Source organism: Paeniglutamicibacter sp. ZC-3, from assembly GCF_025847175.2.
Lineage (GTDB): Bacteria > Actinomycetota > Actinomycetes > Actinomycetales > Micrococcaceae > Paeniglutamicibacter > Paeniglutamicibacter sulfureus.
Window position 1 is genome coordinate 1 of sequence record NZ_JAOYTG010000028.1, and the last position, 19919, is coordinate 19919.

Annotated in this window: 13 protein-coding genes; 6 read left to right on the forward strand and 7 right to left on the reverse strand. The window is 67.6% G+C overall.

The window, feature by feature from the left end:
• Nucleotides 1-293: 293 nt before the first annotated feature.
• Together guaB and OIU93_RS19235 are read right to left on the reverse strand one after the other, a co-directional pair.
• Entirely contained in the window at nucleotides 294-1799 is a 1506-nt protein-coding gene (guaB, locus tag OIU93_RS19230; protein ID WP_264271669.1) for an IMP dehydrogenase, read from the reverse strand.
• A gap of 316 nt (nucleotides 1800-2115) precedes the next feature.
• Nucleotides 2116-2664, reverse strand: a complete 549-nt coding sequence (locus OIU93_RS19235; protein ID WP_264271670.1) for a 4'-phosphopantetheinyl transferase superfamily protein — start codon at nucleotides 2662-2664, stop codon at nucleotides 2116-2118.
• A gap of 40 nt (nucleotides 2665-2704) precedes the next feature.
• Between OIU93_RS19235 and OIU93_RS19240 the strand changes: the two genes are divergently transcribed.
• The 4 genes from OIU93_RS19240 to OIU93_RS19255 are packed head-to-tail and all read left to right on the forward strand — an operon-like array spanning nucleotide 2705 to nucleotide 9000.
• Entirely contained in the window at nucleotides 2705-5365 is a 2661-nt protein-coding gene (locus OIU93_RS19240) for an AMP-binding protein (protein ID WP_264271671.1), read from the forward strand.
• Nucleotides 5362-6396, forward strand: a complete 1035-nt coding sequence (locus tag OIU93_RS19245) for an extracellular solute-binding protein (protein ID WP_264271672.1) — start codon at nucleotides 5362-5364, stop codon at nucleotides 6394-6396. Before OIU93_RS19240 ends, OIU93_RS19245 begins: the two co-directional genes overlap by 4 nt.
• Complete coding sequence (locus OIU93_RS19250) at nucleotides 6380-7903, forward strand: iron ABC transporter permease (protein WP_264271673.1); 1524 nt, start codon at nucleotides 6380-6382, stop codon at nucleotides 7901-7903. Before OIU93_RS19245 ends, OIU93_RS19250 begins: the two co-directional genes overlap by 17 nt.
• On the forward strand, nucleotides 7900-9000 hold the full coding sequence (locus OIU93_RS19255) for an ABC transporter ATP-binding protein (RefSeq protein ID WP_264271674.1): 1101 nt from the start codon (nucleotides 7900-7902) through the stop codon (nucleotides 8998-9000). The genes OIU93_RS19250 and OIU93_RS19255 overlap by 4 nt, the downstream gene beginning before the upstream one ends.
• Before the next feature lie 50 nt (nucleotides 9001-9050).
• Here OIU93_RS19255 and OIU93_RS19260 read toward each other — a convergent pair whose 3' ends face one another.
• Nucleotides 9051-10706 (reverse strand): glycoside hydrolase family 10 protein, encoded by a 1656-nt coding sequence (locus OIU93_RS19260; protein WP_264271675.1) that lies wholly within the window; start codon nucleotides 10704-10706, stop codon nucleotides 9051-9053.
• Nucleotides 10707-10891: 185 nt separating this feature from the next.
• Nucleotides 10892-12991: an acyltransferase family protein gene (locus OIU93_RS19265; RefSeq protein WP_264271676.1), complete on the reverse strand. Its 2100-nt coding sequence runs from the start codon at nucleotides 12989-12991 to the stop codon at nucleotides 10892-10894.
• 656 nt (nucleotides 12992-13647) lie between these two features.
• On the opposite strand from OIU93_RS19265, the gene OIU93_RS19270 reads away from it, so the two are divergent.
• Both OIU93_RS19270 and OIU93_RS19275 read left to right on the forward strand, forming a co-directional pair.
• The gene (locus OIU93_RS19270) at nucleotides 13648-16026 is read left to right on the forward strand and encodes an Ig-like domain-containing protein (RefSeq protein WP_264271677.1); all 2379 of its coding nucleotides are present in this window, start codon (nucleotides 13648-13650) and stop codon (nucleotides 16024-16026) included.
• Nucleotides 16027-16409: 383 nt separating this feature from the next.
• Entirely contained in the window at nucleotides 16410-16634 is a 225-nt protein-coding gene (locus OIU93_RS19275; RefSeq protein WP_264271678.1) for a helix-turn-helix domain-containing protein, read from the forward strand.
• Between the two features lie 134 nt (nucleotides 16635-16768).
• Here the strand turns inward: OIU93_RS19275 and groL are convergent, their stop codons facing one another.
• From groL to OIU93_RS19290, 3 genes are all read right to left on the reverse strand, one after another.
• The gene (groL, locus tag OIU93_RS19280) at nucleotides 16769-18382 is read right to left on the reverse strand and encodes a chaperonin GroEL (protein ID WP_264271679.1); all 1614 of its coding nucleotides are present in this window, start codon (nucleotides 18380-18382) and stop codon (nucleotides 16769-16771) included.
• 61 nt (nucleotides 18383-18443) lie between these two features.
• Nucleotides 18444-18740: a co-chaperone GroES gene (groES, locus tag OIU93_RS19285; protein WP_217391057.1), complete on the reverse strand. Its 297-nt coding sequence runs from the start codon at nucleotides 18738-18740 to the stop codon at nucleotides 18444-18446.
• A 491-nt stretch (nucleotides 18741-19231) separates the two neighbouring features.
• Nucleotides 19232-19900 carry a hypothetical protein gene (locus OIU93_RS19290; RefSeq protein WP_264271680.1) on the reverse strand — a complete coding sequence of 223 codons (669 nt, stop codon included), beginning with the start codon at nucleotides 19898-19900 and terminating at the stop codon, nucleotides 19232-19234.
• Nucleotides 19901-19919: the final 19 nt, after the last annotated feature.

Below are 19919 nucleotides of genomic sequence, written 5' to 3' on the forward strand. Positions count from 1 at the left end.
TCGCGGAGATTGGAAGGCTTTTCGTGAAAACTTTAGTGGCTACAGTTTTCGGCCAAAAGAGGGGAATTGCCCCGGAACCATGCGGTTCCGAGGCAATTCCTTAACGTAACCTCAGTCTAGCGATGCGCCAATGCTTTGCAGTGTCACGTAGCCCACTGTTTGGGAACGCCTGCGCGAAACGCGGGATGGGGGTTTTCCCCCCGCCGTTGGCGCAAGCGTGCAGGAGCACGACGAAGGCCCCGGCACTGTCTTTCGAGGGAGACAGCGGCCGGGGCCTTCAAATCAGACGGCGTCTAGCGCGAACGGTAGTTCGGGGCCTCGACGGTCATCATGATGTCGTGCGGGTGCGATTCCTTCAGTCCGGCAGCGGTGATGCGCACGAACTTGCCGCGTTCCTTCAAGTCCGGGATGGTGCGTCCGCCAACGTAGAACATGGTCTGGCGAAGGCCGCCGACCAGCTGGTGGGCCACGGCCGAGAGCGGGCCGCGGTACGGGACCTGTCCCTCGATGCCTTCGGGGATCAGCTTCTCGTTGGAGGGCGCGTCCGACTGGAAGTAGCGGTCCTTGGAGTAGGAGGTGTTCTTGCCGCGGGTCTCCATGGCACCGAGTGAGCCCATGCCGCGGTAGGCCTTGAACTGCTTGCCGTTCATGAACACCAGGTCGCCCGGGGACTCTGCGGTGCCGGCCAGCAGGGATCCGAGCATCACCGAGTCGGCGCCGGCAACCAGTGCCTTGCCGATGTCGCCGGAGTGCTGCAAGCCACCGTCGGCGATGACCGGGACACCGGCCGGGATGGCGGCCTTGGCGGCCTCGTAGATGGCGGTGACCTGCGGGACGCCGACACCTGCGACGATGCGGGTGGTGCAGATGGACCCCGGGCCCACGCCGACCTTGATGGCGTCGGCGCCGGCGTCGATCAGTGCCTGGGCGCCCTCGCGGGTCGCGGCCTGGCCGCCGATGACGTCCACGTGTGCAGCCGCCGGGTCCTTCTTCAGGCGGGCGATCATGTCCAGCACGCCCTGGGTGTGTCCGTTGGCGGTGTCCACGACCAGCACGTCGACGCCGGCCTCGACCAGCTTCATGGCACGGTCGTAGCCCTCGCCGAAGAAGCCGACGGCGGCGCCGACGCGCAGGCGGCCCTCGTCGTCCTTGGTGGCCAGCGGGTACTGCTCGGCCTTGTCGAAGTCCTTGACGGTGATCAATCCCTGCAGCACGCCGTCGTTGTCGACCAGCGGAAGCTTCTCGATGCGGTGCTTGCCCAGCAGCGCGATGACCTCTTCGCGGGACACCCCGACCCGGGCGGTGATCAGCGGCATGGCCGTCATGGCCTCATAGACCTTGGTGGTCATGTAGTTTTCGCGCGGCACAAAGCGGGTGTCGCGGTTGGTGATGATGCCCAGCAGCTTGCGGTTCTCGTCCACCACCGGCAGGCCCGAGACGCGGTAGTGCGCGCACAGGTCGTCCCATTCGGCCAGCGTCGCGCCCGGGTTCACCGTCACGGGGTTGGTGATCATGCCCGATTCGCTGCGCTTGACCTGGTCCACCTGGTTGGCCTGGTCATCGATCGACAGGTTGCGGTGGATGATGCCGATGCCGCCCTGGCGGGCCAGTGCGATGGCCATCGGTGCCTCGGTCACGGTGTCCATGGCAGCGGAAAGCAGCGGGATGTTGATGTTGATCCGCTTGGTCAGGCGCGTGGTGGTGTCAGCCTCCGAGGGGATCACATCCGTCGGGCCGGGAAGCAGCAAGACGTCATCGTAGGTGAGGCCTTCAAAGGCAAATGGATTGAACTCAGTCACGGGGGACCTTTCACGCCGGTGCGGGGATTGATTACATCCTAGAACGCTTCACTCCCAAGCGACATTCCCCCATGGTAGGTGTGGTGAACGCAACTCCCCCGGGCCGCTGCGCGCGACACCCTGCCCCCTAACCACGGACCCTTGGTGCGACGCCTGTCCCTCGCCCATTCCCTTCATGAAAAGAGCACCGAGCGCCGCCCCCGGGAAGGCCAGGCCTGCGACCATCGACATCTGCATGGTCGTGCCGCTCCTCCTGATGCATTGGGGCCGGCGACGGTGCCGAAAGTCCTCCGCCGCTTGGGGGGTCTCGATGCCGTCAAGGCCAGCTCAGGACAACAACGTCACGGTCGTCGCGGGCCGGAAGCGCCGCGGCGGCGGCGTATCCCGCCAACGGGGCCTGCAACTCGCACACCGAACCGGCGGCGGCGGGCCCACCGGACCGCGCCTTGAACAGCGCCTCCCGCCGAACCCACCCTGCCGCGGCTGCCGGGTCATTCAGATCTGCGATCCGCTGCACGTCCACTCCGACCGGTCCCATGGTGCTGAGCGCCACGACGACGAGCACCCCGGAATGCGACACGGACACCCACGGCGCGGCCATCCCCGGGTTCATGACGCGGGGCGCGCCGTGAGGTGCGCCACATTCATTGCAGGTTCGGTCGATGGAGACGTCGGTCGGGGCAATGCCGGCATGGGAGGCGACGGCTACGCGGAGCAGCACTGCCCCCACCAGAAATCGGCCGCGGTCAGCAGGCCTTTCCAACGACTCCAGCCGGGCGCGTTCGGTGGGGTCGAGCATGTCCAAGTGCCCGTGCCCGGCCGCAGTGAGCGAGGACCACCATACCTCCGCCATAAATTGCCTCATGCTTCTCTTGTCTACTTGCCTTAGGCTAACCTTAGCTTTCGTGACGCAAACTCCCGTGCAAGACCTCACGGCCCCGACCCCCGGCCAGGATTCACTGCTGGACCGCGCCTTCGGCTCCCCCCGGGCGGCACGGACCGCGCTGCTGACCGCTGCCGGAAAAGCCATATCGTACGGTGAGCTGCGCGCCGCCGTGGACCGGCTCGTCCTCCATCTCCCGGACGCCGCGACCGGGAAGCGCCTGGTGCACCTGCCGTTGCGCGCCGAAGTGCACAGTGTCGCCGCCTATCTCGCGACGCTTGAGGCCGGCCACGTCGCGCTCGTGACCTCGGACGAGCCCCGGACGGCTGCCATGCTCGAGCGTTACCGGCCGGATGTGACAGCCACCGGCGACCCGGAGCACCCGTTCGAGTTCGCCTCGGGCGCCCCGCTCCACGTGCTGCACCCCGACCTGGCGCTGCTGCTGAGCACCTCCGGCAGCACCGGATCCCCCAAGCTCGTCAGGCTCTCCCATCGAAACCTCGCCGCCAATGCCTCCGCCATCGCCAAGGCACTGCGCCTCACCGAGACCGACAGGACCATCACCAGTCTCCCCCTGCACTACTGCTTTGGACTCTCGGTCCTCCACTCGCACCTGGTCGCCGGCGCATCCGTCGTCCTGCACGAGGGTTCGGTCCTCGACAGCTCCCTCTGGGACGCCATCGACGGCCTCGGCGTCACCAACCTGGCCGCGGTCCCCCACATGGTCGAGCTCATGGAATCCACCGGCGTACTCGAAGCGAGCCACCCTTCGCTGCGGCTGATGGCCCAGGCCGGTGGCCGCATGCACCCTGACCGTGTCCGGCGCACCGCCGACCTCGGCCGCGCGCAAGGGTGGGGACTGTCGGTGATGTACGGGCAGACGGAAGCCACCGCCCGCATCTGCATCCTGGATCCGGCCCTGGCCGCAGAGAACCCCGACGCCGTGGGCAGGCCCGTCTCCGGAACCTCCCTGCATTTGGACACGACCGTGCCCGAGGCGGTCGACGGAGCCGGTGAAGTCGTCGTGCGCGGCCCCGGCGTCATGATGGGATACGCCGAACACCCCGATGACCTGGCGCTTGGCCCGATGCTGACCGAGCTGCGCACCGGGGACCTCGGGCGCATCGGGCCCGACGGGCTGCTGAGGATTGTCGGGCGGCGCTCCGGATTCGTCAAGGTCATGGGCGTGCGCATTGACGTGGCCGCCGTCGAGCATGCCCTGGATGCGGCAGGTCACACGGCGTGCGTGGGCGGGGACGGAACCCGGCTGCTGGTCGCCGTCGAGCCCCGGCCCTCAGGAGCCCCCGATGCCACCGCGGCCGAAGCCCGACGGATCGCCGGGCAGGCCTCGGGCCTGGGCGCCGCAGCAGTAGCCGTCGCGGTCACCGAGCTGCCGCGCCTGGCCAACGGGAAGCTGGACCGGCCCGGCTGCACGGCGCTGGTGCTGGCCGGCGCCGCCGGCCATGCCGCCGAAGCAACGGCCCCGGCCGGGGCCAAGAGCGCGGCCGCCGAGGTCGCGAAGGTTGTCTCGGAGGTGTTGGGCACCGATTCCGTCGACCTTGGCCGCAGCTTCGTCCAGCACGGCGGGGATTCGCTCAGCCACGTCCAAGCCTCCCTCCGTCTCGAGGGCATCGCCGGGCCGCTGCCGCGCGGTTGGCACCATCGAACCCTGTCCGAGTTGGCGGATTTGGCCGCCCACCGGCGCAACGCGCCCGCCGATCCGGGAGCCGCCGGCCTTGCCCGAACGCGCGCCCGCCCGCCCCGGATCTGGCGCACCGTGGAGACCTCCGTCGTGATGCGCGCGCTGGCCGTCGTGGCCATCTGCGGCTCCCACGCGGACCTGTTCGACGTCATGGGCGGGGCACACCTGCTTCTGGCCATCGCCGGCTACAACACCGTCCGCTTCGGACTCTCCGCGCCCGGCGTGGCCGACAGGTGGCGGGCCACCGCACGGATCCTGATCGGCGTGGCCGTCCCGACGATGCTCATCGCGCTGTTCGCCATGCTCACCACCGGACGCTACGGATGGTCCAACATCCTGCTCAGCCACTGGCTGATCGGCGACACCACCGAAGGATCCACGCGCAACGAGTACTGGTTCATCGACGCCCTCGTCGCCGGCCTCCTGGTGCTCACCGCGGTGATCTCCGTTCCGGCCCTTGCCCGTGCGTGGAAGGCCGACCCCTGGCGCGTGGCCGCCTGGTTCACCGCCGCGGCCCTGGTGCCCCGATTCGCTGTCCTGGCGCTGACGGAGGACTCGATGGCGCAATCGATCATGCCCACGACCCTGTGGCTGGTGGGCGTGGGCGCGGCCGCGGCCCATGCCGACACCCGCCGGCGCCGCTGGCTGACCCTGGCCCTGGGCGTCGTCGGCGGCGCAACGTTTTTTGCCGACCAGCCCCTGCGCAATGCCGTCGTCGTCGCCGGCCTCGCCGCCCTGATCCTGGTTCCACGGATGCGGGTACCCGCGTTCCTGCTGCCCCTGCTCGGCCTGCTGGCCGCCGCCTCCCTGTACATTTACCTGGTCCAGTTCCTGGTGCTCTCCGCCTTCGAGAACGACGTTGTCGAGACGGTGGCCGCACTGGGCGTCGGATGCCTGCTCTGGCGCCTGGCCGACCGCCCCATGCGGCGCCTGCAGGACCTGGTCCCCGCACCCAACCGATGGAATGAAAGAACGCCATGACCCACCAACGCCGTCCCATGCTCGCCGTCGCACTCGCACTGCCGCTGGCCCTGGCCGCCTGCTCCGGCGGCCAGGCCGGCGAGGAGGCCTACGCCCCGCAGCCAGACACGCTGCAGATCTACTCCGCCCAGCACATCGAGGTCACCAAGGCCGTTGCCGCGCAGTTCACCGAGGAGACCGGCATCCCGACCCAGGTCCGCGACGGCCAGGACTCCTCCATGGGCCACATGATCGTGAAAGAGGGCAGCTCCTCTCCGGCCGACGTGTTCCTCACCGAGAACTCCCCGGCCATGACCCTCGTCGAACGCGAGGGGCTTCTCGCGCCGGTTGACGCAACCGCCCTGGACCAGGTCCGCGAGGGCCTCGCTCCGTCCTCCCGGCTCTGGGCGCCGATCGCTGCCCGGTCCACCGTGCTGGTCTACAACAAGGACCTCATCAGCGAACAGGACCTGCCGTCCTCGATGATGGAGCTCGCCGACCCGAAGTGGTCGGGCAAGTGGGGCGCCGCCCCCGGCGGCGCCGACTTCCAGGCCATCGCCGCGGGCATGCTCGCCGAACGCGGCGAGTCCGAGACCCGCGCCTGGCTTCAGGCGCTGGCGGATAACGCCGAGGTGTACCAAAACAACATCGCCACGATGAAGGCGGTCAATGCCGGGGAGGTCCCGGTCGGGATCATGTACCACTACTACTGGTACCGCGACCAGGCCGGGGACCGGCAGGGCAGCGCGAACACGGCGTTGCACTACTTCGGCGGTGAGGACCCGGGCGCGTTCGTCAGCTTGTCGGCCGGCGGGGTACTGGCCTCGAGCGACATGCCCGAGCAGGCCCAGAGGTTCCTCGAGTACGCCACCGGCCCCAAGGGCCAGCGGGCCCTCGTCGACAGCGGGTCCATGGAGTATGCGGTGGGCACCGGGACGAATTCGGACCCGGCACTCCCGTCGCTGGAGGAATTGGAAGCCCCGGCCGTTGAGGTCTCCTCCCTCAACTCCGACCAAGTGATTGCCTTGATGACGGATGTCGGGATCCTCTAGCACCCGCGGCGTGGTGGCCGCCGCGACCCTCGTCGCGGCCCTCACCCTGCTGCCGGTGCTCATCGCCCTTCCCGCCGCACTCTCGGAGGGACCGGCCCGCGCGGCCGAATACCTGTTCCGGCCCCGCATCGGGAACCTGCTGGCAAACACCGGGTTGCTGGTGGCCGTCACGGTGCCGGCGGCCGTCGTGCTCGGAGCAGCCGCGGCCTGGCTCGTGGAGCGCACGGCCCTGCCCGGCGCCGCCTGGTGGCGGACCCTGCTGCTGGCGCCGCTGGCCGTCCCCTCGTTCGTCAGTGCCTACGCCTGGGTGACCGTGGCGCCGGGCCTGACCGGTTTCGCCGGGTCGGCCCTGGTGACCACCCTGGCCTACTATCCATTCGTCTTCCTGCCCGTCGCGGCGCAGTTGCGCGCCCTGGATCCGGCCGACGAGGATGCCGCCCGCTCGCTCGGGCTCTCCCCGGCCGCCGCCGTCATGCGCACCGTGCTGCCGCGGCTGCGTCCCTCGCTCAGCGGCGGCGCCCTGCTGGTGGCGCTGCACCTGCTGGCGGAGTATGGCGTCCTGGAGATGATGCGGTACCCGACATTCACCACGGCGATCATGCAGCAATACGCGGTGGGCTTCAGCGATACCTCCGGGAGCCTGCTGGCCTCCGTGCTGGTCGGGCTGTGCCTGCTGGCGCTGTTGCTGGAGCTGATCGCCCGGGGCAGGCGCCGCGTCGCGCGCCTGGGATCGGGGACACAGAGCCCTCCCGTGCCCCACGCCCTGGGTGCCTGGACCGCACCGGCCATGCTGCTGCTCGCGGCGATCGTCGCCGGGGCCTTGGTGGTCCCGGTCGCCAGCGTGGGCCGATGGCTCGCCGCCTCCGAGGGATGGGCCGGCCTGCTCGATACAGGCCTGCTGGGCGCCACCCTTGGCACGGTGGGCCTAGCAACCCTGGGCGCCGTGGCAGCGACCGCTGCCGCGCTGCCGGGTGCCTGGCTGCTGAACCGGCACCACTCCGGCCTGACCGTGGCCCTGGAGCGAGTCACCTTCATCGCCAGCTCGCTGCCCGGCATCGTCGTCGGACTGGGGCTGGTGACCTTGGCCGTGACCTGGGCGGGCCCGCTGTACCAGACCGTCGTCCTGACGGTTCTGGCGTACGCCATCCTCTTCGTCCCCCGGGCCATGGTCTCACTGCGCTCAGGGCTGGCTGCGGCTCCGCCCGAACTCTCCGAGGCCGCGCGCTCCCTTGGAACGGGCGGCGCGGGCACCCTGGTCCGGGTCGTCCTGCCGCTGATGGCACCCTCCGTGTTGACGGGCCTTGTCCTGGTGGCGCTGGCCGTCAGCACCGAACTGACGGCCACGCTGCTGCTCGCCCCCACCGGGACCGAGACCTTGGCCCTGGCCTTCTGGCGCGAGGCCAGCCAACTCGACTACGCCGCCGCGGCCCCGTATGCCGCCGTGATGATTGCCCTGTCCGTGCCCCTGACCCTGCTGCTGCGGCGGCAGATCCTGGAGGAGAAATGACCGAACTCAAGGTCCGTGCCGTCTCGGCCGACTACGGCCTCGACGCGGTGCTCAGGTCCGTCGACCTCACCGTGGCGGAGGGCACGACGATGGCCGTGCTGGGTGGGTCCGGCAGCGGCAAGACAACGCTGCTGCGCATCATCGCCGGCTTCCTTCCATCCAGCGGTGGCGAGGTGTCGGTCGGGGGCCGGGTGGTTGCCGGACCCGGGGTGTGGGTGCCGCCCGAACAGCGCGGGATCGGCTACGTGCGCCAGGAAGGCGGGTTGTTTCCGCACCTGTCGGTGGCCGGCAACATCGCCTTCGGCTTGCCGTGGCCGCGTCGTCGCCATCGGGACCGCGTGCTCGAGTTGCTCGATCTTGTCGGCCTGCCCTCCGCGATGGCGGACCGCCAGCCGGACCGGCTCTCCGGAGGCCAGCAGCAGCGCGTGGCCCTGGCACGCGCGCTGGCCCCGCGCCCGGGACTGATCCTGCTCGACGAGCCGTTCTCCGCCTTGGACAGCGGGCTTCGCGCAGCCACCCGCGAGGCCACTGCCCGGGCCCTGCGGGCGGCGGGCGCGACAGCGGTCCTGGTGACCCACGACCAAGGCGAGGCTCTCTCCTTCGCTGACGAGATCGCGATCCTTGACACCGGCCGCTTCCGGCAGGTCGGCCCGCCGGCGGAGGTATACCGGCAGCCCGTCGACGCGGAGGTGGCCCGCTTCCTGGGTGAGGCCGTCCTGCTCGACGGCACGGCTTTCGCCGGGGCTGTCTCCTGCCTGCTTGGCACCCTGCCCGTCCAGGAAGGGACCCCGGACGGAGAGGTCCAAGTGATGGTCCGACCTGAGCAGATCACCCTCACCCCCGTCGGGAGCGGCCACGTGGAAGCCACGGTCCGTGCCGTCTCGTACTTCGGGCACGACGCCGTCGTGGAACTGGAGGACATCGGCGGCGCATCGTCCCAAGCAGTGATCGCACGGGTCCTTGGCCAAGACGCGCCCCCCGTCAACCAGCGCGTAGGCCTCAGGGTCATCGGCCCCGTCCGGGCCTTTCCCCGCGCCCGCCTCCGCGACCTGTCCCTGCTGCGGCGCGCCGCAGAGTCCGAGGTCCACGCCCCGTAGCCAGGAAACGAACGACCCGGCCCCGCTCCGGGAGACAGGAAGGTGATCCGTCACGCCCTGATGAAGATCGCGGTGGCGCGCGAGGAGTCGATCCCGGTCTGGCTGATCGACTGGATCATGTACCAGTAGCTGTGTCCGAGCACCACGCCGGTGTCCAGCCAGGACTGGGCGGCGGCGGTGCGGCGGCGCACCGCGCGCAGGTAGGTGCCGGTGGATTGGATGTAGGGAATAACGGTGCCGGTGGATTCCCAGCGCCAGATGGCGATGAGCTTGATGGGCTCGCCGCTGGAACTGGAGGTCCAGCTCAACCGCACGCCGGTGCCCTCGCGCACGGCCTTGGAAATGGCCGGGGTGTAGGGGCGGGTGGCGTTCAGCTGCGGGTACGGGACCGGCAGTGAGGGCCGCGCGTAGTGGCGGGCTTTGAGGATCCCGATGGCGTTGAGCTTGTTCGCCCTGAAGGCGGTGGTGTTGTAGTAGGCGTGTCCGCGCACTGCAGGCACCTGGCGGCACTTGGTGAGGTGGTCGCGCAGCTCGTTGGGATCCCGCCAGGCGGCCGTCGCCGGGTCGCCGACCTTGTAGGCGGCCTCCCCGGTGTACAGCTTGACGTTGGTCCCGGCGACCTGCTTGGCCCACCAGTCGACCAGCACGTTGTAGTTGGCCACGGTGTAGCCCTGGTACCAGTAGAGCTGCGGGGCGATGTAGTCGACCCAGCCGTCCTTGACCCAACGCCGGGTGTCGGCGTAGAGGGCGTAGAAGCTTTCCAGCCCGCTGGTGGCCGAGCCCAGGGTGCTGGAGGTTCTGTTGGCCCAGATGCCAAAGGGGCTGATGCCGAACACGACCCGGGGCTTGGCGGCCCGGATGGCGTTGTGGGTGTCGCGGACGAACACGTTGATGTTGTTGCGCCGCCAGGAGGAAATCGAGGTGAAGGAGCCCTTGTAGGTGGCGTAGGTCGAGGAGTCGGGAATCGATTGGCCGGAGACCGGGTAGGGGTAGAAGTAGTCGTCGAAGTGCACCCCGTCCACGTCGTAGCGCTTGACCAGGTCGATGACCACGCTGCGGATGTAGTTGCGCACCGCCGGGATGCCGGGGTTGTAGTAGCGACGAGGCCCGTAGGCGAAGGACCAGGAAGGGTTCAACCGCGCCGGGTGGCTGGCCACCAGGGAGTTCAGCGAGGTGTCCATCCCCACGCGGAAGGGGTTGATCCAGGCATGCAGGGCAATCCCGCGTTTGTGCGCCTCTGAGATCGCGTAGGCCAGCGGGTCGTAGCCCGGGTCCTTGCCCTGGGTGCCGGTGAGGTACCTGGACCACGGCTCCCCCAGCGTGGACTTCCACATCCGGTCGGCGGCGGGGCGGACCTGCAGGAACACCGCGTTGAGGTTCCGCGACACGGCCAGGTTCAGGATCGAGCGCAATTCCGATTGCTGGGCAGCCACGGTCAGCCCGGATTTTGAGGGCCAGTCGATGTTCACCACGCTCGCGGTCCACAGGGCACGGAACTCGGTGCGCGGGTAGGTCGCGGAGGTGGCGGTATTGCGGGAGGAGACGGTGTAGACGTGGTTGCGGATGACCGCCGCGGCGGCGGGTGCGGCAAGCAGCCCGGGGCCAAGCGCGGCGCCGGCCAGGCCCGCCACGGCCGCCGAAAGCACCGCCCTGCGGCTCACGGGATTGGCCAATGACAGGGACAGGGGTGCCATTTCCGTTTTCATGGCGGTGACTCCGATGGTGCGCGAGCGGTCACGGCCGGGCTGGATCGCGGGGCCGCTTGGAGGCAACGCTACGCCGCGCCGGCACGCCCGGAAAGTGCCGAAATATCACGCTTGCGCGGCACTTTGGTTACGCCGTGGAGCGGGCCCCGGCGACACCCTCCGGCCGGTGCCCGGGAACCACCGCGTCAGGGCGAATCGGTGAGCGCAGCGAGGAAGCGCTTCTCGAATTCCACGGCGGTGGTCCTGGCAAAGGTGCTGGTCAGGTGCGACTGGTCCATGTAGACCAGGACGTTGCCGATGACCGGGCGGCAGATCCCGTCGGGGCACAGCTGGTCGGTCATGTCCATGGTGGAGAACCCCTCCCCCAGGCTGCCCGAGGCCGCCAGCTTCTCCAGCGGGGAGGTCTCGGCCATGAGTTCGGAAACCGGTGCGCTGCACTGCTGCGCCTGTGCCCCGAACCGGTCCACGCAATCGGGCACTGGAGTGGTGAAGCGCGGGGTGTCGCGCAGCGACACGACCGGGATGCCGGCTTCGAGCAGCGGTCGGATGCCGGCCTCGTAGTCCGGCACAACCCGTTCCAGCTCCCCGGCGCTGTGGCCGTGCCGGTCCGGGCCCAGCGCGGTAAAGGAGCCGAGGGTGATCACGGCGTCGGGGTCGTGCTCCAGTGCGTAGTCACCGGCGGCCGCGTTGAACTCCCCGCATTCCTCTCCGCGGGTTTCCGAGGGCCCGCCGAAGCGGCACGACGGCTTGGTCAGCAGGACCCAGCGCCACCCCAGCTTCTGCGCCATCGCATCCACCGCGCCGCTCCAGTGCTGCGCGTGCGAATCCCCCAGCAGCACGATGGTCTTTTCCGCCTTCGGGTTTCCGCCCTGCTGGCAGTACTCGATGGCCGGCGATTCGGGTGCCCACGCCCCGGTGCACTCGGCACCGAAGTTCGACCATTCCTCGTCCAGCTTGGTGGTCAACGGGACCATGACGGCCTCCGAACTTGGTTCGTGCCCGAAGCCGGGATCCAGGATGGCCGCGCCGGGATTCTCTACCGGCGCCTGGGAGGCGGCCCTCAGTTCCTCGGCGGAGACGCGGTGTTCCCAGCCGCCCAGCGGGGCGAGCACCAGCGAGAGCAGCACCGCGATGCCCAGCCCCACGCGCCGGCGCTTGGCCGAGAGCCACTGCCAGGAGCGCAGGGGCGACTCGACGATGCGCGTGGTGGCCCACGCCAGCAACAGGGAAACCAGCATGATGCCCAGCCCGGCACCGACGGAGATCTCCGCACTTCCGGATTCAACCAGGAAGAAGACCATGACCGGCCAGTGCCATAGGTAGAGCGCATAGGAGACGTTCCCGAGCCAGCCGAGGACCGGCACCGCGAGCACCCGCTGCACGCCCAAGCGGTGGTTCGGGGACATGATGACCAGCGCGGCGGCGAGCGTGGGCCACAGCGCCAGGTAACCGGGGAACTGTTGCTGGACCTGCAGCAGCATGCCGCAGCTGAGGATTGCCGCCAGGCCCAGCCAGCCCAGCGGGACGGTCAGGGCGGCGGGGAGCCTTTGGAGCATCGGCAGGAAGATGGCCACCAGCGAACCCAGCGCGAATTCCCAGAGCCGTGCACCCGTGTCGAAGTAGGCCCACGATTGCGCCGTGGAAGTGGTGTACACCGAGTAGGCCAGGGACAGCAGGAAGACGGTGCCAAAGAGCGCGCCCATGGCCATCCGGTAGCTCAACGAAGGAATCCTGGTGACGAGCCTCTTCCACAGGATCAGGCCCGCGGCCAGCAACAGCGGCCAGAGGATGAAGATCTGCCCCTGGATGGACAGCGACCAAAAGTGCTGCAGCGGGCTGGCGGTGGCGTGCTCGGCAGCGTAGTAGTCAACCGAGTCGCGGGCCAGCTGCCAGTTTTGGGCGTAGAAGAGGCTGGCGGTGATCTGCTCCATGATGGAGTTCCAGCGCGCCTTGGGCAGCAATGCGACGCTGGCCGCGATGGTCGCCAGCAGGACCAGGACCGCTGCCGGCAACAGCCGGCGGAAGACATTGAGCCAATACCCCAGCAGGGCCAGCGGACGCCCTCCCTCGACCTTGCGGATGAAGGCACCGGTGAGGAAGAACGCGGAGAGCAGCAGAAACACATCCACGCCGCCGGACACCCGGCCAAACCACACGTGGTAGACCATAACCAGCAGCACGGCCAGCGCCCGCAGGCCCTGGAGCTCGGGCCTGAAAACGGATGCGGTGTTCGCCGCACGTGGACTCCGCCCTGCCACGCGTTGCGCAGGTAAGGAAAGCGACATCAATACATCCTGGAAAATCGACAGCGTCCCATGCCCGGAACGTTGGGCATGGGCATCCAACGTTACCAAACCTCGTTATCGGTTCGTTACAGGAGGTTCCCTGACTGGCCGCATGGTGTGACTAGTTGCATCAACTGGTATGCAAGCATCAAAGCCATTCTGGTGCCGTTGGCCGAGCGGGCGCTTTTCGCGCGCCTGCGGCTCCGTCCGGCCCAGGGTTGCCGACCGCGGACGAAGTCGCCGACGAGGAAACCCTATGGCATTCTTCGGGGAGCACACGCGAGGAATTGTCTGGGGAAACAACATCCCCGCGTGCACCGCTCCATAGCGAGTTCCGTTCCGGATTGCACGGGCGCGGCTGCACCCCGAAATCCGTCTCGGGCGGCCTTCCATGCAGCCTCCGATCAGCGCCGTCTCAGATCCTGCGTTGGCTTCGAACCATAGGTCAACCGTGGAACAACGTTCGCGGACATACCCTGCGAAAAGCTTGCGCCCTGTGGCAACCTCCGGGCCCTACGTCGTTCGCCGCAGCCCGAGCGCGCACGATTCCGGGCCCTAGGTTTTTTACAACCTGGAGCGACTACAAATGGGGCTCATGGGGCGGCGGGGGTGTCGCTCCGGCCCAGTGGGGGGCACACCCTGCAGTAGGAGTCATCATGTTTCAGAAGACCCGCACCATAAGGACGGGAAAGCGCGACCTCAAAAGAACCCGGTCCTCGGTGTTGGCAGGTGCGGCGTCCGCGGCTATGCTCGCCGCGGCACTGGTTCCGTTGGCAGGAACCGCGGCATCCGCCAACACCGCAGGCAATGGACCGGTCGATCCACAAAATGGCTTCCCGACCTGGTTCTCCGACGGCACCGCGAAACTCCAGCTGTGCTACACGGCCGGCACCGGCTGCCTGATGGAACCACCGAATCCCGATCTTCCAGCGTCCTACCCGGACAATTTCCCCGATGAGGCATTCTGGTTCGCCGCGGAAGCCAGCGGCGGGAACCTGCGCCTCTACGAGGCCGCCCTGGAGGCAGCGCATGCCAACGAGATCGTCCAGGACGGGGACCAGATGGGCTTTGGCCGGCTGCGCTTCATCATCGAGAACATCGTCGCGGGCCAGCAATACACCGTGACGCACCCCTACGGGGTGAACACCTTCACCGCCGAAGCCGACCCCAAGGTCGGCGGGCGCATCAAGGTCACCCTGGATTCGGGCGCCTGCGCCCCGTCCCTTGCCTCCCCGTGCAACTGGGGCCAGGTGGGCGCGGCATTCCTGGGCGACTACACCACGGGCAGCACCGCGACCTTCCTGCGCCAGGTCGGTGCGGCACCCGGAACCCTGGGCGACATCAACACCGCCCGCGCGGTCACCGGGGCGCCCTCGGGCAATAATTTCGTGACCGTCACCGGCCCCAACGCCGGCGGGCCTGGCATCGACACGTTGACGGTGAGCACCTTTACCGTCCAGGGCCTGCTCTACCAGGGGGACGACGGGGCGCCGAGCACCCCCGACCTGGCAGCGGCCAGCGACACGGGCAGATCAACCACCGACAACATCACCCGCACCAACCTTCCCACCCTCACGGGAACCGCCACCGCCGGATCCACCGTGGAGCTTATGGTCGACGGTGCCACGGTCCCGGCCGTGAGCGGTGTCGCCACCGGCGGCAACTACTCCTTGCGCGTGCCGACGGCGCTGGCCAACGGCGTGCATAAATTCCAGGCCCGGATCGCCAACCCTCTGGTTGCCACCGACCCCGCAGCGCCGCCGTACCTGACCTCGCCTACACTCACCGCGACGGTGGACACCGTGGCACCGGTCTCCTCCGTGGTCGCGCCATTCCCCTCGACCCCCACACTGGATAACACTCCGACCCTGAACACGGCGGTCAATGAGGCACGGTCGACCCTCGAATGCCGGTTGCTCCCGAGCAACCCCGACTGGGAAGCAGGTTGCCCGGCGGCGAAGACCTACGACGCACAGGTCAACGGAACCTACGTGTTTGAGGTGCGAGCCAGCGATGCCGCGGGCAACACCGGTGCCGTTGCGACCCGAACAGTCCGGATCGGCCCTGCGGACACCGTTGCTCCCGCCATTTCCAGCCGCGGTCCGGGAACCAACGCTACGAACGTGAGCACGGCCTCCAATGTCTCCGCGGTCTTCAGCGAGTTCGTCCAGGGAGTCTCCGCCACAACGTTTACCCTGAAGAACCCCGCAGGAACCACCATCCCCGCGGCCGTCACCTATGACCAGGCAACGCGCAGGGCCACGCTGAATCCGACGGCGAACCTCGCCCTCAACACCGTCTACACCGCTCGGATCACCGGGGGCGCGAGCGCAGTCCGCGACATGGCGGGCATCGCACTACCCACCACCACGTGGACCTTCACCACGAACGCGGCCCCGACGGTCACCGTCCGCACACCGGCCTCGGGGGCAAAGTCCGTCGCCGTCGCCGGCAACGTCTCCACAACGTTCAGCGAACCCGTAACCGGGGTGGGAGCGACAACCTTCACCCTCAAAAACGCGGCGACCGGGGCAGCCATCCCATCCGCGGTCTCCTACAACGCGACCACGCGGGTAGCCACGTTGAACCCGACGGCGAACTTGGTCGCCGACACCAGATACACCGCGGTCCTCACCGGCGGCACCACAGCGATCCGCGACGCACAGGGCACCCCGCTGGCCACCCACAGCTGGACCTTCACCACCGGCCCCGCACCCGTGGTGTCTGCGAGGGTTCCGGCAATCAATGCCACTGCCATCCGCAGGGCGAACAACATCACCGTCACCTTCAGTGAAGCGGTGTTGGGAGTCGGAACCACAACGCTGACCCTCCGCAACGCCACCACCGGCGCTTTGGTGTCGGCAACGGTGACGCGCAACGGAACCACCAACCAGTGGATCCTGAACCCGGCTGCCAGCTTGGCGGCCAACACCCGCTACACCGTCCGGGCGTTCGGCGGAGCGACATTGATACGCGACGCGGCCACCAATCCGCTGGTCTCGACTAACTGGTCATTCACGACCGGCGCGTCCTGACACAAAAGTGGCCGCCTGCCCACCGACAGTTGGTGGGCAGGCGGCCATTTCATGGGCCCGGGCAAGGACCGGTGCGGCCATACGCGGCCCGGCGGCGCCGGCACGGAAGGCCTTGCCCGGGAGCCGCGAGGTGCTTGGGATTGGAAACTCCGTGACAGGGCCAGTATCCGCCCGCCCTTCTGGATCGAGGTCCCGCCCTATTGCCACGTCGATACCTCCGGGAAGACCAAAACGTTGCCGAATGGCAACCTCCGGACCTTCCGTCTCTCTGGTGCCCCCGGGAACTTGAGTCTACGATGAGGTCAACGTTGCACCATTGGTTGAAGGTATGCGACGTATCAGCAGTTCGTCCGGGGATGAGCAACACTTTGATTGGGGATGACATGGTTGACTTAGAAAGTTTCGAGGAAGCCCACTACCTGACTGTCGCGGAGGTCGCTTTGGCCATGCGTGTCTCAAAAATGACTGTGTACCGTCTGGTGCACGGAGGGGAACTGCCGGCGGTGCGTTTCGGCCGGTCCTACCGGGTTCCCGCCCAGGCAGTGAAGGACTACCTCATCGCCGAGCCGCACGCGGCGGCACCGGTGCGCCTTTCCGCCTCGAACTAACCGGGCCCGTCGGTGTCGACCGGTCCAGCGCACAACGCCAGGCGCCGCCGGCCTCCGGGCTTCCGTGCCCCCCAAAGGGGAAACGGGAACCTGGCTGCCGGCGGCGCCTGGTGCACTGCCACGCGTGCTGCGTGTTAGTGGTTGTGTCCTGCGTGCGAGTCCGGATCCACGGCCGGCTTTTCGGCGACCAGGGTTTCGGTGGTGAGCACCAGGGCGGCGATCGATGCAGCGTTGCGCAGCGCCGAACGGGTGACCTTGACCGGGTCGATGACGCCGGCGTTGATCAGGTTCTCGTACACGCCGGTCAGGGCGTTGAAGCCCTCGTTGGCCGGTGATTCGGAAACCTTGGCGGTGACGACGTAGCCGTCGAAGCCGGCGTTCTGGGCAATCCAGCGCAGCGGCTGGACCAGGGCGCGGCGCGCAATGCCGACACCCGCAACGGCGTCGCCGGTGAGGGCGAGCACGGCGGGGTCGGTGTCCAGCACGGCAAGGGCGTCAACCAATGCGGTGCCGCCGCCGGCAACGATTCCCTCTTCGAGGGCAGCGCGGGTGGAGGAAACGGCATCTTCGATGCGTGCCTTGCGTTCCTTCAGCTCGACCTCGGTGGCTGCGCCGACCTTGATCACGCCGATGCCGCCCGAGAGCTTGGCGAGGCGCTCGTTGAGCTTCTCGCGGTCCCACTCGGAATCGGTGCGGGTCAGTTCGGCCTTCAGCTGCGAGACGCGGTCATTGACGTCCTCGACCGTGCCTGCACCGTCAACGATGGTGGTCGAGTCCTTGGTGATGGTGATGCGGCGAGCCGTACCCAGCACCTCGAGGCCGACCTGGTCCAGCTGCAGCCCCAGGTCCGGGGAGACAACCTGTGCGCCGGTGAGGATCGCAATGTCCTGCAGCATGGCCTTGCGGCGGTCGCCGAAGCCGGGGGCCTTGACGGCCACGGCGTTCAGGGTGCCGCGGATCTTGTTCACGACGAGGGTGGAGAGGGCTTCGCCCTCAATGTCCTCGGCGATGATGAACAGCGGCTTGCCTGCGGCCAGCACCTTTTCCAGCAGCGGCAGGAACTCTGCAACCGTGGAGATCTTGCCGGAGTTGACCAGGATCAGCGCGTCCTCCAGGACGGCCTCCTGGCGCTCCGGGTCGGTGACGAACTGCGGGGACAGGTAGCCCTTGTCGAACTGCATGCCCTCGGTGACAACCAGCTCGGTGGCGGTCGTGGAGGATTCCTCGATGGTAATGACGCCATCGGTGCCAACGGTCTCGAAGGCCTTGGCCAGGAGCTCGCCGATTTCCTCGTTCTGTGCGGAGATGGCCGCAACGTTGGCGACCTGTTTGCCCTCGACCGGAACGGCGTTGTCCTTCAGGCGCTGCGCAACTGCCTCAACGGCAACTTCGATGCCGCGCTTGATTTCGCCCGGGGCGGCGCCCGCGGCAACGTTGCGCAGGCCCTCCTTGACGAAGGCCTGAGCGAGCACGGTGGCGGTGGTGGTGCCGTCGCCTGCAACGTCGTTGGTCTTGGTGGCTACTTCCTTGGCCAGCTGCGCGCCAAGGTTCTCGTAGGCGTCTTCCAGCTCGACCTCACGGGCGATGGTCACGCCATCGTTGGTGATGGTCGGTGCGCCCCAGGCCTTTGCCAGCACCACGTTGCGGCCGCGCGGGCCGAGGGTCACCTTGACGGTGTTTGCGAGCTTATCAATGCCCGCTTCGAGGGCGCGTCGCGCCTCTTCGTTAAAAGCTAGCTGCTTTGCCATGTCTTGCTCCTTATAAGCTACGTAAAGCCCCGGCCAGGGGCCGGGGCTTTACGAGGAAAAACTACTTTACGACGATGGCCAGGACGTCGCGGGCCGAGAGCACCAGGTACTCGTCGCCGCCGACCTTGACTTCGGTTCCGCCGTACTTGGAGTAGATCACGACGTCGCCTTCGGCTACGTCAACGGGGACGCGGTTGCCGTTGTCATCGACGCGGCCGGGGCCGATTGCCACGACCTTGCCTTCCTGCGGCTTTTCCTTGGCGGAATCAGGGATGACCAGACCGGAAGCAGTGGTGGTTTCTGCTTCGAGCGGCTGGACGACAATGCGGTCCTCGAGAGGCTTAATGGAGACGGACATCGTCTCTCCTTTGCGTGAGTTACCAATGGTTTACGGGCCGTTCGGGTGGTACCAACCGTCGTCGCGGTGCCAGCTGGTGAATTACCTCAGGCTTTCAGCACTTGCCGGGATCGACAGGCGCCACCAATGACTCTAGGCAACCATTAGCACTCGGTCAAGGCGAGTGCTAATTACGGGGTCATTTACGCCCTCGGCGCATCTGACGTGATTGCGCCGATGTCCCCGAAGTGGCGCTGCGACGTCGACACTTTGCCGAACCTTGATCTGGACATCGGAATCGTGGGCAATTACTGGGCAGTCGGAGAAGAGCGGGGCTCCCCTCGAACCTCCAGCCGGTTGTCCCAAGGAACCGGCAGCGTCGAGGGGAATCCACTCTGGCCTCCCCGACATGATCAATGGCGCCATCCCCACGAGCAGGACGCCTTCATCCTGGAGGAACCCTGCCTCACTTGTCGTAAAGTGCCGTTCGCTTCCCACCGCTGTTCCGTTTCCTACGCCCCTCGAACCCATCGTTCGCCGCGTGTCATTAAGTAGCGCTTCCAGGCGTAGCCCCAGGGGGTCACGGCAAGGATCGGCACAACGAAGAGAACGTTGAAGAGCATCGTCGCCGTTGCCGCATCCATGTCGTTTGCGATCAGGTGGGGCAGGGCCACGATTGCGAGCCACAGAACCTTCCACATCGTTTCGAACAGCAGGATCGGCAGCATCCCGAGGGGATAGCGGAGGCCAAGGAACGCCAGCAGGGACATGGCAGTCAGAATGCAGAGAACCACCCCTTCGAACACGGGCATCGACGATGCCTGGAGCAGCAGCGGCCATTTAACGATCATCAGGCCCACTGCCATGAAGAGATAGCCGCCGCGCATCATGTTCAGGCGGAAGGTGGGCAGTTGCCCGGGCCCGGTGGTCAGATCCGGGAGCGGTGCTGCCGCTTGGGGCTGCGAAACTTGGGGCTGGGAAACCGGAAGCGTTGACGAGGCGGAGGATGGCATTGTCTTGTACCTTTCGAATGGTGCGGTTTCGACGGTGCGGTGCGGTGGCAAAACCTTGGGGTGATGTTGTTGCTGTCTTGACTCAAGGTTCCCTGCCGACGTGAGAGCGCGCATCGGCGGAAAGGCCCGGATCGCACCGACCGAAAGTACGGCTTGGTCCTCGGCCAACCTGCCGATGTCTTCCCCC

Bases quoted from the DNA above. Each gene is read 5' to 3' on its own strand.
- OIU93_RS19245 (WP_264271672.1), top strand. From the start codon at position 5,362: ATGACCCACCAACGCCGTCCCATGCTCGCCGTCGCACTCGCACTGCCG.
- OIU93_RS19255 (WP_264271674.1), top strand. From the start codon at position 7,900: ATGACCGAACTCAAGGTCCGTGCCGTCTCGGCCGACTACGGCCTCGAC.
- OIU93_RS19265 (WP_264271676.1), bottom strand. From the start codon at position 12,991: ATGTCGCTTTCCTTACCTGCGCAACGCGTGGCAGGGCGGAGTCCACGT.
- OIU93_RS19275 (WP_264271678.1), top strand. From the start codon at position 16,410: ATGGTTGACTTAGAAAGTTTCGAGGAAGCCCACTACCTGACTGTCGCG.
- OIU93_RS19270 (WP_264271677.1), top strand. From the start codon at position 13,648: ATGTTTCAGAAGACCCGCACCATAAGGACGGGAAAGCGCGACCTCAAA.
- OIU93_RS19260 (WP_264271675.1), bottom strand. From the start codon at position 10,706: ATGAAAACGGAAATGGCACCCCTGTCCCTGTCATTGGCCAATCCCGTG.
- OIU93_RS19235 (WP_264271670.1), bottom strand. From the start codon at position 2,664: ATGAGGCAATTTATGGCGGAGGTATGGTGGTCCTCGCTCACTGCGGCC.
- OIU93_RS19250 (WP_264271673.1), top strand. From the start codon at position 6,380: ATGTCGGGATCCTCTAGCACCCGCGGCGTGGTGGCCGCCGCGACCCTC.
- groL (WP_264271679.1), bottom strand. From the start codon at position 18,382: ATGGCAAAGCAGCTAGCTTTTAACGAAGAGGCGCGACGCGCCCTCGAA.
- groES (WP_217391057.1), bottom strand. From the start codon at position 18,740: ATGTCCGTCTCCATTAAGCCTCTCGAGGACCGCATTGTCGTCCAGCCG.